The organism is Cyclobacterium sp. SOCE241 (genome assembly GCF_056867545.1).
The window spans coordinates 2316088-2329716 of the sequence record NZ_CP149779.1 but is presented as its reverse complement, the minus strand read 5'-3'; the positions used below and the strand labels follow the sequence as shown (position 1 = coordinate 2329716).

The 13629-nt window shown below is 38.1% G+C and carries 13 protein-coding genes and 4 pseudogenes; 9 read left to right on the top strand and 8 right to left on the bottom strand.

The annotated features are described in order from the left end of the window. The first annotated feature begins 8 nt into the window (after positions 1 to 8). The 5 genes and pseudogenes from WG932_RS11555 (at position 9) to WG932_RS11535 (ending at position 3791) form a co-directional block, all read left to right on the top strand. On the top strand, positions 9 to 740 hold the full coding sequence (locus tag WG932_RS11555) for an electron transfer flavoprotein subunit beta/FixA family protein (RefSeq protein WP_014018406.1): 732 nt from the start codon (positions 9 to 11) through the stop codon (positions 738 to 740). Positions 741 to 751: 11 nt separating this feature from the next. Continuing rightward, complete coding sequence (locus WG932_RS11550) at positions 752 to 1717, top strand: electron transfer flavoprotein subunit alpha/FixB family protein (RefSeq protein WP_014018405.1); 966 nt, start codon at positions 752 to 754, stop codon at positions 1715 to 1717. A gap of 6 nt (positions 1718 to 1723) precedes the next feature. Then, the gene (locus WG932_RS11545; protein WP_014018404.1) at positions 1724 to 2338 is read left to right on the top strand and encodes a bifunctional nuclease family protein; all 615 of its coding nucleotides are present in this window, start codon (positions 1724 to 1726) and stop codon (positions 2336 to 2338) included. 171 nt (positions 2339 to 2509) lie between these two features. Then, positions 2510 to 2869, top strand: coding sequence for a Na+ dependent nucleoside transporter N-terminal domain-containing protein (locus WG932_RS11540; protein WP_483088031.1), 360 nt, complete (start codon positions 2510 to 2512; stop codon positions 2867 to 2869). Then, positions 2860 to 3791, top strand: a pseudogene (locus WG932_RS11535) (NupC/NupG family nucleoside CNT transporter). The gene WG932_RS11540 and the pseudogene WG932_RS11535 overlap by 10 nt, the downstream one beginning before the upstream one ends. 34 nt (positions 3792 to 3825) lie before the next feature. Here WG932_RS11535 and WG932_RS11530 read toward each other — a convergent pair. Then, positions 3826 to 4260 (bottom strand): peptidylprolyl isomerase, encoded by a 435-nt coding sequence (locus WG932_RS11530; RefSeq protein ID WP_014018402.1) that lies wholly within the window; start codon positions 4258 to 4260, stop codon positions 3826 to 3828. 114 nt (positions 4261 to 4374) lie between these two features. Here WG932_RS11530 and WG932_RS11525 point away from each other — a divergent pair. Continuing rightward, positions 4375 to 5972: pseudogene (locus tag WG932_RS11525) on the top strand (peptide MFS transporter). An 89-nt stretch (positions 5973 to 6061) separates the two neighbouring features. Here WG932_RS11525 and WG932_RS11520 read toward each other — a convergent pair. The 3 genes from WG932_RS11520 to WG932_RS11510 form a co-directional block, all read right to left on the bottom strand. Next, a complete protein-coding gene (locus tag WG932_RS11520; RefSeq protein ID WP_014018400.1) occupies positions 6062 to 6208 on the bottom strand; it encodes a hypothetical protein in 147 nt (48 codons plus the stop codon). Between the two features lie 469 nt (positions 6209 to 6677). Then, on the bottom strand, positions 6678 to 6851 hold the full coding sequence (locus WG932_RS11515) for a hypothetical protein (RefSeq protein ID WP_014018399.1): 174 nt from the start codon (positions 6849 to 6851) through the stop codon (positions 6678 to 6680). A 174-nt stretch (positions 6852 to 7025) separates the two neighbouring features. Next, the gene (locus tag WG932_RS11510; protein WP_014018398.1) at positions 7026 to 7406 is read right to left on the bottom strand and encodes a response regulator; all 381 of its coding nucleotides are present in this window, start codon (positions 7404 to 7406) and stop codon (positions 7026 to 7028) included. A 510-nt stretch (positions 7407 to 7916) separates the two neighbouring features. Here WG932_RS11510 and WG932_RS11505 point away from each other — a divergent pair. Continuing rightward, the gene (locus tag WG932_RS11505) at positions 7917 to 8399 is read left to right on the top strand and encodes a deoxycytidylate deaminase (RefSeq protein WP_014018397.1); all 483 of its coding nucleotides are present in this window, start codon (positions 7917 to 7919) and stop codon (positions 8397 to 8399) included. Here WG932_RS11505 and murB read toward each other — a convergent pair. Next, positions 8396 to 9433 (bottom strand): annotated as a pseudogene (gene murB / locus WG932_RS11500) (UDP-N-acetylmuramate dehydrogenase). The gene WG932_RS11505 and the pseudogene murB overlap by 4 nt on opposite strands. A gap of 156 nt (positions 9434 to 9589) precedes the next feature. Here murB and WG932_RS11495 point away from each other — a divergent pair. Then, positions 9590 to 10536 (top strand): annotated as a pseudogene (locus WG932_RS11495) (succinylglutamate desuccinylase/aspartoacylase family protein). Between the two features lie 85 nt (positions 10537 to 10621). On the opposite strand, the gene WG932_RS11490 reads toward WG932_RS11495, so the two are convergent. Continuing rightward, positions 10622 to 11431 carry a hypothetical protein gene (locus WG932_RS11490; protein WP_157466589.1) on the bottom strand — a complete coding sequence of 270 codons (810 nt, stop codon included), beginning with the start codon at positions 11429 to 11431 and terminating at the stop codon, positions 10622 to 10624. A gap of 124 nt (positions 11432 to 11555) precedes the next feature. Here WG932_RS11490 and WG932_RS11485 point away from each other — a divergent pair, with 124 nt between their 5' ends. Further along, positions 11556 to 12548 carry an SDR family oxidoreductase gene (locus WG932_RS11485; protein ID WP_483088030.1) on the top strand — a complete coding sequence of 331 codons (993 nt, stop codon included), beginning with the start codon at positions 11556 to 11558 and terminating at the stop codon, positions 12546 to 12548. A gap of 46 nt (positions 12549 to 12594) precedes the next feature. On the opposite strand, the gene WG932_RS11480 is transcribed toward WG932_RS11485, so the two are convergent. Next, positions 12595 to 13119 (bottom strand): hypothetical protein, encoded by a 525-nt coding sequence (locus WG932_RS11480; RefSeq protein ID WP_483088029.1) that lies wholly within the window; start codon positions 13117 to 13119, stop codon positions 12595 to 12597. A 67-nt stretch (positions 13120 to 13186) separates the two neighbouring features. Further along, entirely contained in the window at positions 13187 to 13372 is a 186-nt protein-coding gene (locus WG932_RS11475; RefSeq protein ID WP_014018391.1) for a CPXCG motif-containing cysteine-rich protein, read from the bottom strand. Positions 13373 to 13629 lie beyond the last annotated feature (257 nt).

The window sequence follows — 13629 nt, the reverse complement described above, 5'->3', positions numbered from 1 at the left end:
AAAAATACATGAAAATATTGGTTTGTATCACGCATGTACCTGATACCACTTCAAAGATTCAATTTATTGATAATAATACCCAGTTAGATAAAAAAGGCGTTCAATTCATAATAGGACCTTACGATGACTACGCTTTGGCTAGGGCTGTAGAGTTAAAAGCAGAAACAAGTGGGAACATTACTGTCCTTAATGTAGGGGAAGCTGAAACCGAACCCACACTTAGAAAGGCTTTGGCCATAGGTGCGGATGAAGCTGTTAGGATTAATGCAGCCCCTAAAGATGCCTTTTTTGTGGCCAAGCAAATTGCTAATTATGCAAAAGAAAATGCCTTTGATTTAATCCTTATGGGAAGGGAATCTATTGATTTTAATGGTGGTATGGTTCATGGTATGGTTGGGGAGTTATTAGGCATGCCTTCTATGTCTCCCGTAATGAAATTGGAGATTGAGGGTGGCAAAGGAAAACTGTCCAGAGAAATAGAAGGAGGAAAGGAATTTATTGAGGTAGACTTGCCTTTTATTGCCGGGTGTCAAGAACCTATTGCAGAATGGAAAATCCCCAATATGCGTGGGATAATGTCTGCAAGGACTAAACCACTTTCAGTGATTGAACCTGCTGAAGAAGCTGAAAGGACCGCAGTCAATTCCTATGAAATGCCTCCTGCCAAAGGAGCAGTCAAGCTGGTTGATAATGTAGATCAACTGGTTGATTTATTGAAAAATGATGCCAAAATTCTTTAAATAAAACGAGCATGTCGATATTAGTATATATAGAACAAGATCAGGGTAAAATAAAAGGTTCTTCTCTGGAGGCAGTGTCATATGCAGCAGGACTTTCAGAATTACAAGGTGGGGAGGTCAATGTTTTAGGTCTAGGATCTATAGCAGCAGAAGAATGGAATAAAGTAGGAGCTGCCGGTGCCAATGCCATTTTCCATATTGGTGATGAGAGGCTGGACCAAGGAGTTATATTAGCTCATGCAGATGCCATTGCCCAGGTTTTTGAAAAAGTGGAGGCCTCAACACTTATCTTGGCTAAATCATCACTTGGAGATGCTGTAGCAGCTAGGTTAGCGGTAAAACTAGAGGCAGGACTTGTCTCCAACGTGGTAGGATTACCGGATCTGTCTGATGGTTTTGTGGTAAAAAGAAGTATTTTTACAGGCAAAGCTTTTGCAGACACATCGATTGACACAGAAAAGAAAATTCTTGCTGTAAAGAAAAATATTCATCCCATTAAGACTGATGGTGGTGAAGTGAAGGTTGAATCTTTGGATTTAACCATATCAGAAGAGAATTTTGTTGCGAAAATAATAGGTGCAGAAAAAGCTGAGGGAGAAATATTGCTACCGGAAGCAGATATAGTTGTTTCCGGTGGAAGAGGGCTTAAAGGCCCGGAAAACTGGAACATGATTGAAGAACTTGCCGAAAGCTTGAATGCAGCGAAAGGATGTTCTAAACCAGTTTCGGATTTAGGTTGGCGCCCCCATCATGAACACGTAGGTCAAACTGGTGTTAAAGTTGCACCGACCTTGTATGTTGCCGTTGCCATATCGGGAGCGATCCAGCACCTTGCAGGAGTTAATGCTTCGAAGTATATTGTAGTCATTAACAGTGACCCGGATGCTCCTTTCTTCAAGGCCGCAGATTACGGGATCGTAGGAGATGCTTTTGATGTGGTCCCTAAATTGACACAAGCAATTAAGGCATTAAAATAATTAAACGTGGACAATACAGTTGAGTTAGAAATTTTGGGGTTATCCTCCAATAGTACACAGTCTGGTTCTTTTACCTTAGTTTTGGGGGAATCTGAGGGAAAACGGAAGTTACCCATTGTCATAGGTATGTTTGAAGCCCAAGCTATTGCTATTGAAATAGAAAAAATTATTCCAAACAGGCCTATGACACATGATTTGTTCAAGGCCTTTTCCTCCAATTTTCAATTTACAATCGATCATATATTGATATCAGATATGCGGGAAGGAGTCTTCTATGCCAAGGTCATGTGTCAAAGTTCCTATAAGAAAGTAGAGATTGATGCCAGACCTTCTGATGCAATTGCCATTGCTGTCAGGTTTGATGCTCCAATTTATTGTACAAATGCTGTAATGTCTGAAGCTGCTATTGAATTTACCGAAGAAGATGAAAAGCGTGAGCAAGAAGCTTCCGGAATTTCTAAAACAGGTAAGAGGGAATCTACAGGAAAGGGAAAGTCACAGGAAGCATCGCTCAAGGATTTTAGCCTGGACAAACTCAATCAGATGCTTGAAAAAGCCATTGGCAACGAAGATTATGAAAAAGCTGCACGCTTAAGGGATGAGATTAATAGAAGAAATTAACGAGCTCTATGCTGACTAATGGCTGCCTTCTGGCAGCTTTTTTCTATTAATAACCTTTGCTTGAAAGGATGAAAATAAAAGAGAAACAATAGCCAGAAAACCATCGCGCTTCCATCGGAATTTACCTTTGATGCGTTCAAAAAACCTAAGATTTAATAAAAATATGTTTTAATGGACTATATAAGAGGGGTTTTAGGGATCTTGGTTCTGGTGATATTCGCTAGTATTTTTTCCACAAATAGAAAAAATATTGATTGGCGGTTGGTAGGGATAGGGATTTTGTTACAAGCTATATTTGGTATTCTAATTACCAAGGTTGCTTTTGTGGCATCAATCTTTACAAAGGTTAGTGCAGGCTTTGTAAAGTTTCTTAGTTTCTCTGAGCAAGGGGCTCAATTTATATTTGGAGACTTGGCGACAAGCTCCTTTGGTTTTATTTTTGCCTTCCAAGTTCTGCCAACAATTATCTTTTTTCTACAGTATCAGCAGGATTGTATTACTTGGGCGTTCTACAGAAAGTTGTGTTTGTGATCGCCTGGGTGATGGCCCGAACAATGCGCCTTTCAGGGCCAGAGAGTTTATCTGCTGCAGGAAATATATTCTTGGGACAAACAGAGGCGCCATTGCTTGTAAAGCCCTTTATTCCCACAATGTCCAGGTCAGAACTAATGTGTTTGATGACGGGAGGCATGGCTACCATTGCTGGAGGTGTTTTGGCAGGGTATGTCGCGTTTTTAGGTGGGGATGACCCGGTAGAGAAAACACGCTTCGCCACTTATCTATTGGGCGCCAGTATAATGAATGCCCCCGCAGCTATTGTAATCTCTAAAATTATTATTCCTGAAGAGAAAGAGAGAAAATTAGATGAACATTTGGATATAAGTGGTCAAGTACCTGATGTAAACCTTATTGATGCAATGTCCAGAGGAGCATCCGAAGGACTGCGGTTAGCCCTTAATGTAGGGGCGATGCTTTTGGCCTTTATTGCTGTTATTGCAGCTTTAAATTACTTGTTGTCAGGAATTATAGGTGAGTTCTTAGGATTAAATAATTTTGTGGTAAAATCTACCAATGGAACATTTTCAGGCTTTTCGCTGGAATACCTCTTGGGACAAGTGTTTAGGGTTTTTGCTTGGATAATAGGAGTGGAGTGGAAAGATACCCTTGAGGTAGGCTCACTATTGGGACAAAAAACAGTGATTAATGAATTCGTTGCCTATTTAGGCTTGGCCGAAATGAAAGAAGCAGGAGTCTTTCACCAAAATCAATTGTTATTGCTACTTATGCCCTTTGCGGCTTTTCCAACTTTAGCTCAATAGCTATTCAAGTGGGAGGGATAGGAAGTATAGCGCCCGGACAACAGGGGAATTTATCAAAATTAGGCATGCATGCACTTTTGGCTGCAACCATTGCCTGTCTGATGACAGCCACTATTGCCGGGGCACTGTTTTAAAACTTCAAAGTTTTAACCTTCAGCGGTAATTGAATTAATCGTTGATGACAACTTTAACAATTTTGTCACCTTGCTTGATCTGATCCACAATGTCTAGTCCTTCAACCACCTTTCCGAAACAAGTATGATTTCTATCAAGGTGCTGGGTGTTTTCCCTGTTGTGACAGATGAAAAATTGTGATCCTCCGGTATTTCTCCCAGCATGGGCCATGGAAAGAACGCCTTTATCATGGTACTGTAATTCACCATCTAATTCACAATCAATGGTGTAACCAGGGCCTCCTGTGCCGTTACCTTTAGGGCAACCGCCTTGGATCATGAAATTTGGAATTACTCTGTGAAAGTTTAACCCATTGTAAAAACCTTTGTTGGCTAAATCAATAAAATTTGCAACTGCTTTAGGGGCATCTTGATCATAAAACTCAACTTTCATTATGCCTTTATCGGTATGAATTTCTCCTGTTGTCATGAAGCTATCGTTTGTTTTTTTGCAATAATACAGAATTTATGGTAGTATCATGCAATATTTTGCCCCTTTAGGCATTTAGGAATAAAATTTTAATACGTTTTAAATAATTCGCTTTTGAAAAAGGAAGATCAGTTTTTAGGTAAACACAATGCTCCGAACGAAAATTTTGAAATTGAGGGCGCACAGCTGTTTGGACATCCGAAAGGTCTAATGACCCTTTTCTTTACTGAAATGTGGGAGAGGTTCAGTTACTACGGTATGCGGGCTTTACTAATTTTATTTATGACGGCTCCAATTGCCACAGGAGGACTAGGTTTTGATGACCAAACATCCGGGGCGATCTATGGGCTTTATTCTATGTTTGTATACCTCTTGGCCCTTCCGGGAGGATGGATAGCAGATCGACTTGTAGGGCTTAAAAAATCGGTATGGTATGGCGGGATTATTATTACCTTAGGACACTTTACCATGGCTCTTCCGGGCTTATTCTCTGTCATGTCAAGTGCTCCCGATTTGCCGAAAGATCAATTGACAGGTCTGGATTTGTACTCATTTTTTCTCGGGTTAATTTTGATAGTTTTAGGTACAGGTTTACTTAAACCCAATATTAGTTCAATAGTGGGACAACTGTACCCGGAAAATAGCTCTAAGAGAGATGCCGGGTTTTCCATTTTCTATATGGGGATAAACATGGGCGCTTTCTTGGCTCCAATTGCATGTAGCACCTTGGCCATTTATGATTGGCATTTAGGTTTTGGATTGGCCGGTTTTGGGATGCTAATGGGGCTGATCCAGTATAAATTGACCAGCAAGCACCTTAGGGGTGTAGGGGATTTCACTCTTCCTGAAAATGAAATTGAAAGTCGAAAAAGAAGTAAATTGATTAATGCAGTATGGCTCTCCCTAGTGGTGCTTGCCATAATTATTGCCTGTTTCTTTCTGGAAATAATTTCTATTGATCCTACAGCAATAGCTGCGGTTTCCAATACTGTGATTGCCATTGTTGCCTTGCTTTTCTTTTTATATGTATTGTTTTTAGGGGGCTTAAATAGTGATGAAAAGAAAAAAGTAGGTGTAGTAATGGTCTTATTTGTATTTTCTTCTATTTTTTGGTCTGGGTTTGAACAAGCTGGCTCATCTTTGAATTTGTTTGCCGAAAGGTTTACAGATAGGGTGGTCATGGGATGGGAGATCCCTGCAGGATATTTTCAATCTATCAATAGTATCTTTATTATTCTGTTTGCACCTTTCTTTGGAGCCATGTGGGTAATGCTGGCTAAAAGAATCTGGAGCCAAGCTCTCCTCTTAAGTTTGCCTTTGGCCTGGTACTATTAGGAATTGGTTTTTTGGTAATGTATTTCGCAGCCAAAATTGCTGCCTCTGGTGATTTGGCAGCACCGACTTGGTTGGTAATCACCTACCTGTTCCATACTTTTGGAGAATTAAGCCTTAGTCCTGTGGGTTTAAGTTTAACCACAAAATTAGCCCCTAAGAAATTTGTTGGACAAATGATGGGAATGTGGTTTTTATCCATCGCTATGGGTAGCCTAATTGCCGGGAGAATAGCCGGTGGAGCCAGCGGGGGAACAGCCGAAGCATTGTCCAAGATGCCTGACCAATACCTCTTGATAGTTTATACCGTTGTGGGGGCTGGTTTGGTGCTTATGCTAATTGCTAAACCTATCCGGCGATTAATGGGAAATGTACATTGAGCATATTAGGAAAAAATACCAAGCTCACAATTGATCCTGATTATAAATAAAAATGATAAAAAAAGCCGGTTAGAATTAACCGGCTTTTTTTAATCTTCTTTGCTACCTTTTTTAAACACCGTGCTTCTAAAGTCAACGGCAGAAATCCCTGCTCCTAAACCAACTAAAATGGAAACAATTAACCAGAAAGTCTGTGCTCCTGATGCTATAGGGGCGCTAAATATATCTAATAACATGATAATGTGGTTTTAAATGTCAAATTTGCCTGCAATTTAGCACTCTAGCGGAGGATAACAAAGTATATTTTTAAAAAGGATCACTTTAGGCCGCGACGGACATGTTTCTCTACATTTTAACATATGCCTGATTAAGGAAATACCTATTTGAGTTTTGGTTATTTAACCACAGATAGCTCTGAATATATTTAATGAGGTATTGATCCTTAACCCCGAAATAAATATGCAATCAATTCCGTGGTAAAATCGCTTAAAAATCAGCCATTTCGTTGCTGCTTTCAATTTCACCATAGGAGAGAAATGCCATTATCTCCAAACAGCATGGTTTTCTTGGGTTTGCCACACTTCCCGGAAACACAAGACTGGCCTCACCCCTGACTATTGGCAGCGGGGAAACCCTATTACAGAATCCAAGTTAAACCAAAAAAACTACCCCCATATAGAAGAGTGGGAGAGTTAGATAATTTTATTAATCAAAATCATCATCCTCATCAAATAAATCATCATTTACTTCATCAAGGTCAAAGTCATTGAGATCCATGTCAAAATTGTCCTCATCATCATCAAGAAATGCGTTGTCTTCTAAATCCTGATAATCTTGCTTGAAATCATCTTCAAGCGCTTCTTCAAAATCCCCTATCATAAGCTTGTAATTGAAATTAATTTCTGTAAATTTTTGCTATTTACTAAAATTTAGGAATTTATACTTGGTTTTGAGCTAAACTTAAAATTATCAAACGGTTAAATTTTTATTTACTCCTACTTTTATGGGGCTGAATAAAGGGTAGAAGTAGAATAAAAAAATAGCTTCTATTATTTAATTGCCTTTTTTACTTCCTTTTCGGCTAAATATTAGTTTGATGTATTGTTTAATTAAAGGTTTGGTTAGGTAATTTTTCACCTTTTTGTATTTACCGGCTTTGGTGATATCTGTTTCATCAATTGAGCTGCTTAAAATATATATTTCCGGATCTTTTTTTGTAGGTTGAAATTTTTCTAAAAAGTCCCACCCATTCATTTCCGGCATGTTAATATCAAGGAATAAGTAATCAGGTCGTATTTTATAAATGTCCTTTAGTGCAGCAGTAGCGCTACTAAAAGAAAATACTTTGAAAGGTTCCAAAACATTTCTAGAAATCAGTTTTTCAGTTACGAAAATGCTGATAGGATCATCATCTATTAATACTATTTTAATCATTTACCTACAAAAAACACGTGTTAAAAAGCATTTAAAGTGTTATAAAAATAGTAAAAATAATCGCATAAATTGATGTTTTGCCCATTTTTTTACCGGACAATTAGCAATTTTTTTTTAAAAAATTGAAATATGTCTATTTCTAGCGTTTCAGGGCAGTTTTTTTTGCATTAATTAATTTCAGGATGAGTGGTTTTTATTGGGTATAAATGGGTATTATTTAATGTTTTAAGTCATTTGTAGACCAAAAGGTTCAATTCAGTGTGTATTTATGAAAAAAAATTATAAAAGTATAGTAAGTAAAATCTTAGGCAAAATTATTTGATTTATAGGTTAAATCATCCATGATTCTTTGCTTTTTATCTGATCATAATTTAAAAAAATTAAGCAATCAATTAAGTCGATATTGTATTTATAGGCTGTGATAAGCTGAAATTCACGTATATTTGACTTACGATGCCCTATGAGTAGCTTTAGTAGCAAAATTTGAAAATGCATTAATTGATTAAAGAAATGAACAAACCCGATTTTGACGATATTTTTATGGAACTAGCGGTTAATCTAGCTCAACGTTCCCATTGTATTAAAAAGCATGTAGGTGCTGTTCTCACTAAAGATACTAGAATAATCTCAATCGGTTACAATGGTCCACCTCCGGGTACTCATAATTGTGATGAAGAATTTCCGGTGGAAGGGTGTAGGAGAGATAGCAAAGGCAGCTGTTCGTTGGCCTTACATGCAGAGCAGAATGCTATACTGTATGCCGTCAAAAATAAAGCCTCTGTAGAGGGTTCTACCTTATTTGTAACTTTAGCTCCCTGTCTGCCTTGTGCAAGGATTATTTATTCCATGGGTATTTCAAAAGTTATTTTCTTAAATTCTTATGCTGAGTATAAGGGGATTGGATTGGATGAAGGGCTTGAATTTCTGAAAAAATTTGGGGTAACTGTTTCCAAATACGACAAGATCATCAAAAACCAAGATGTATTGATTTAGAGGTGAATCAAGCTTTTATCATTGATAAGATTAACCTCCCTTTCCAGGAATATGCCAAATTTGTTTTGAACATCCAGCTGGATTTTCTGACTTAATACAAGAATATCTTTTCCCTTGCCTCCTCCATGATTTACTAGAACCAATGGTTGTTTGTCGTGAACGCCAACCTTTCCTATTTTTTGCCTTTCCAGCCGGTATTTTCAATCAAAAATGCTGCTGGAATCTTGATGTGGGATGGCCCGTTGGGGTAACCTGGTAAAGCCGGGTAGGTATGTTTTAATTCATTATATATTTCTGTGGTTATAATTGGGTTCTTAAAAAGCTTCCGGCATTACCTATAAATTTTGGATCCGGAAGTTTTGATTGACGAATGCTAATTACTGCCTCGCTAATGTTTTTAGCAGTAGGCGAAGCATGATTCATTTCTTCTAATACCTTTTGAATATCCCCATAACTAATATTGGGCTCATGTGAGGTAGAGAGGTTGAAATTAACTTTATAAATAATGTATTTGCCCTTAAGGTCTTTTTTAAAAACACTTTCTCTATAACCAAAATTCACATCCTTGGGAAAAAAGTTTTAGAAATACCAGAACTTATTTCGATGGCTTCCAAACTGTGGAACACAGCTTTAATCTCTACTCCATAGGCACCGATATTTTGCATGGGGGCTGCACCTACAGTACCCGGTATTAAAGAGAGGTTTTCTATACCTGCTAAATTATGCTCAAGACTATATAGGACAAAATCATGCCATATTACACCTGCTCCAGCAGCTAAAATAACCTTATTATTAACTTGCTTAATTTGATCTATTCCTTCAATATTTATCTTCAATACCAATGCTTCCAAGTCCGATGTGAACAGTACATTACTTCCTCCTCCCAAAATAAGGATAGGTAATTCAGCATTTTTGGCAAAGGTAATGGCTTCAAGTACGTCTTCTTTGCTTCTTATTTCGGTAAAGAATTTTGCCTTAACATCTATTCCAAAGGTATTGTAGGCTTTTAATGAAATATTTTCCTGTATCTTCATTGTCATATTTAAATCACGAATTAAAAGATTATTTGATCAAATTGGAAAGATTATAAGAAATAAGCACTTTATATTTTATTGGTAACTTTACGGCTGGGGAAAAGCTTCAGGAGCTTGTTTGCTGAGAATCAGTTAATGTGTAAGATTAATTTTATTATGAAAGAAATGGTTATCAACGGCATTAGGGTCAGACCCGGTCAATCTTTAAATATTGAAATAGCAATTGCAAGATTACCTACCCATACCCTGATAGATTTGCCGGTGTTTATTAGGAGTTCTAGTACGCCTGGACCAACTGTACTCATATGTGGGGGTGCATGGTGATGAAATCAATGGTATTGTCACGGTGAAGCGGATGCTTGAAGAAAATATTTTTCAACCCATCAAAGGCACACTAATTTTTATCCCTTTGGTGAATGTCTATGGTTTTTTAAGTAATTCGCGAACATTTCCTGACGGAAGAGATTTAAATAGGAGTTTTCCTGGAAACAATAAAGGATCATTGGCTTCTCAAATTGCGCAAATTCTTACAAATGAAATTATTCCTCAGATAGATTATGGAATTGATTTTCATACCGGCGGGAGAATGTTGTCCAATTACCCCCAAATCCGGGTAGATTTCAGAGATGATAAAGGATTGGAACTCGCCGAAGCCTTTGGTGCTAATTTTACAGTTAATTCGATGCATATAGACAAATCTTTTCGGAAGGAAGCCTTTAAAAATAACAAGCATATTTTGGTTTTTGAAGGGGGAATCGATGAGGTTAGATGATCAGGTCATTCAGGAGGGGATTGCCGGAACAGGGAGATTGCTGAAATATCTTGGGATGATCAGTGGTAGTTATCCGTTGAAAAAAACCCATAAAATTGAAGAGAGCCGTTGGGTCCGTGCTAAGGTCTCAGGGATCTTTAATGCTTCTGTGTCCTTAGGAGACGAAGTGAAAAAGGGACAGATGCTTGCCAAAATTTCTGATCCCTACGGTCAAGTAAAAGTTCCTATCAAAGCTTCTGCCTCAGGTTTTGTTATTGGAATCAATAATCTGCCCGTGGTTAATGCCGGTGATGCGCTTGTTCACATAGGTAAATCTCAATCCAAAATCTAAAAGGAGTATAATATTGACTCCTTCACGTTTAATTGTGCCAATTTTCAGTCTTAACAATCTTATGAACCTTTGTTTTGAGCTAATGCTAGGGCTGCTTGATCATGGTTACCCCTTCCGCTAGTTTGATTGTTGTGGTCGTCTCACAACCCTCTGTATTTGAATAGTTCAATTGATGGGTGACTTGTGTATTTTCACTACGAGTAAAGGTCCACCTTTCCTCACCTGAAACGGCATAAAAACCCAATTGAGAAATGCAGGCCTGATTAATAATTTTCGGTTTTAATATTGTGGCTTCTATTTGATTTCCACCCCAGTTTCTTCCGGTTAAGGAACCACTAATATTTAATTCTGTAAGTGAATTGTTCCGGATTTTCCCTCCATGAACTAGATCCAAAACGAGTTTTGTACTGGATTCATTTTCATCTATTAATAGTAAGCTGTCAGCGTTTTCTTGGAGCAATAATTCAGAAGCTGTTTTGTTCGTTACTTGAAAGAATCGGAAGCCTTCAATAGTGGTGTTACTAGTTTGGTAACCATCATAAGTGATTTTTATTGTCGAATTGATATTGTTGGATATGGAGCTATACTGAATCTGTAGCTTTCCTTGTCTGTCAGTTGACCCGTCTTCACAATTAGGGGTATCGTAATCAATGGTTACAATATACTGTTCACTATCAATACTGATGGTTGGACAGCCTGGTAAACTGTCTGTAAACGCTACGTTAGCGTAAACAGAGAAATCGTAAAATGGCAAGTAAATATGCTCATCTAAGGTTTTTGAAACCCAATAAGCTTCCTCACCTTCAAAAGATTGGTCAATTTGTAGATCCTTGTTGGTGTCTAGGTTACAAGAGAATAGAAAAATTAATAAAACCAGTGGGGTACATTGCTTCATTTTGTGGGTTATTTTCATTGTTTCCGTTAAATTAATCAAAGTTCAATAAACTTTCATCCAAACATTTCATTCCTTTTTAAATTATGTACTTTAAGTTATATTTAGGTAACCAGAAATCGAAATTATGAAATATCAGGAAGGTATGCTCGTCCCAAATGCTTTAAAAGATCAAGTCATTATGATTTCCGGAGGAGGGACAGGTTTAGGTGCTGCAATGGGGCGCTATTTTTTGTCATTAGGTGCGAAGCTGGTGATTTGTAGCAGAAATATTGATGTATTGAATAAGGCTGCTAGAGCAATGGAAAAGGAGATTGGAGGAGAGGTTTTTCCACTAGCTTGTGATTTAAGAGATTATGAGCAAGTTGCCAAAATGTATGAGCAGGGATTGGCTCATTATGGTAAAGTGGATGCAGTAGTCAATAACGCAGCTGCAAATTTCATCAGTCCTACGAACAGGTTGTCTTCCAATGCCTTCCATACCATAGTGGATATAGTGTTGAAAGGAACCGCCAACTTAACCCTTGTAGCAGGTAAAAACTGGATAAAGGAAAAGGCAGCAGGGACTTTTTTAAATATAGTCACTACCTATGCTTTTACCGGATCTGCATATGTGGTGCCAAGTGCTTCAGCCAAAGCCGGGGTTTTGGCCATGACCCGTTCTTTAGCTGTAGAGTGGGCTCCTTATAATATCCGCTCAAACGCCATTGCTCCGGGGCCTTTCCCTACTTCGGGTGCTTGGGAACGCCTACTACCCGGAGAATTGGCAGAAAAGTTTGACCCTGCTCGGAAAAATCCTCTCGGTAGGGTGGGGGAACATCAAGAATTGGCCAATCTTGCCGCGTATCTTGTTTCTCCGTTTTCAGCTTATATTAATGGGGAAATAATAACCATTGACGGTGGTGAATGGCTGCAAGGAGCAGGGCAATTCAATGGTTTGAAGGCCATCAAGCCGGAATGGTGGGATGCCATGGATGCGAAAAGGAAGAAAAATAAAATCAGGTGTGATTTTTTTCTTCAGTCTCTATTAATATTGATGATTCTCCCTAAATGGAGATTGTCAATTTTTAAGTTGTTACTATGGAGGAAGCCGACCAGGATATTGAAATTAAACCAATAAAATGCAATAAATCTTTTTTTGGTGATGAAATCACTGGGATTTTTGGTCAGTGGGGATCTTCTTTATATAGAGGGGCTTTGTTAAAAGGCAATTCTAAGTTGAAATCCCAATTGGGGAGGATTTTGTTAATGTTCTTCTCGTTAATAGAGGTGGTTTCGATAAAGTACCAATTGTCCCTACCTTCTGTGCCAACAGCTATTAAGTTGGTCTCACCAGTAATTGTCCCTCCTGGTACTTTTGTGGTGGTGGTGACAGGGACAACTGCATGCACTTCAGTAGCGTTGGTGGTGTATTGGATATGTTCACCAAGTGTCAATTTTATGAGTCTTTGCCCTTTATTGATTTTTGTTTCCTGAATTTGTTTGAGGATTGATTTCATGGCCTCTCTACCTCCTGCTTTTTCTATCAGAACAGGGTAAGTAAAATCCAACAATATTTCGTAATCTCCGTGAATTTGAGCGTAAGCATAAATTTGACCGGCTGTTTTAATTTCCTCTAGAACCTGAGCTTCTGCCGTTAAGGTAAATTGACAAACAGATAAAAAAAGAAAGCATAAAAAATTCCTTACCATAACCATTTTAATTTGAAAGCTAAAATAGGCTTTAGTCAAGAAAATTCAAGTTAAAAGCACAGAAAGTTTATTGATCAATACTATCTGCCTCAAAGGTTTGTACTTCTCCATTGGAAAACCGATAGCTTATCTGAATAGGATTGCAACAAACCTCACAATCTTCAATATAACTTTGCTCGGGTATACTTGGGTCCAAAAGCATAGAGATTTCGGCAAGACAATAAGGGCATTGAAAGAAGTGTTCTAATTCCATGATTTTTTGATTGGTCTAGCATATTATAGCGATAATTTGCTGGGAAAGTTTTGTTACGGAATTCAGAGAAGGGTGGAGCTGGAGGGGATTGGCTTAAAAATGACAATGTTTTTACCAAAACAATGAGCTAATTAAAAGCAAGTTTCTCCCCGCCGGGAAAACAAAAGTTTGGATAAACTTTTTGGTTTTGTACGGCTGTGATTCACGCAAAATGTCAAAGGTGATTTCGGGCCTTGGATGGTAAATATATAAGCGAA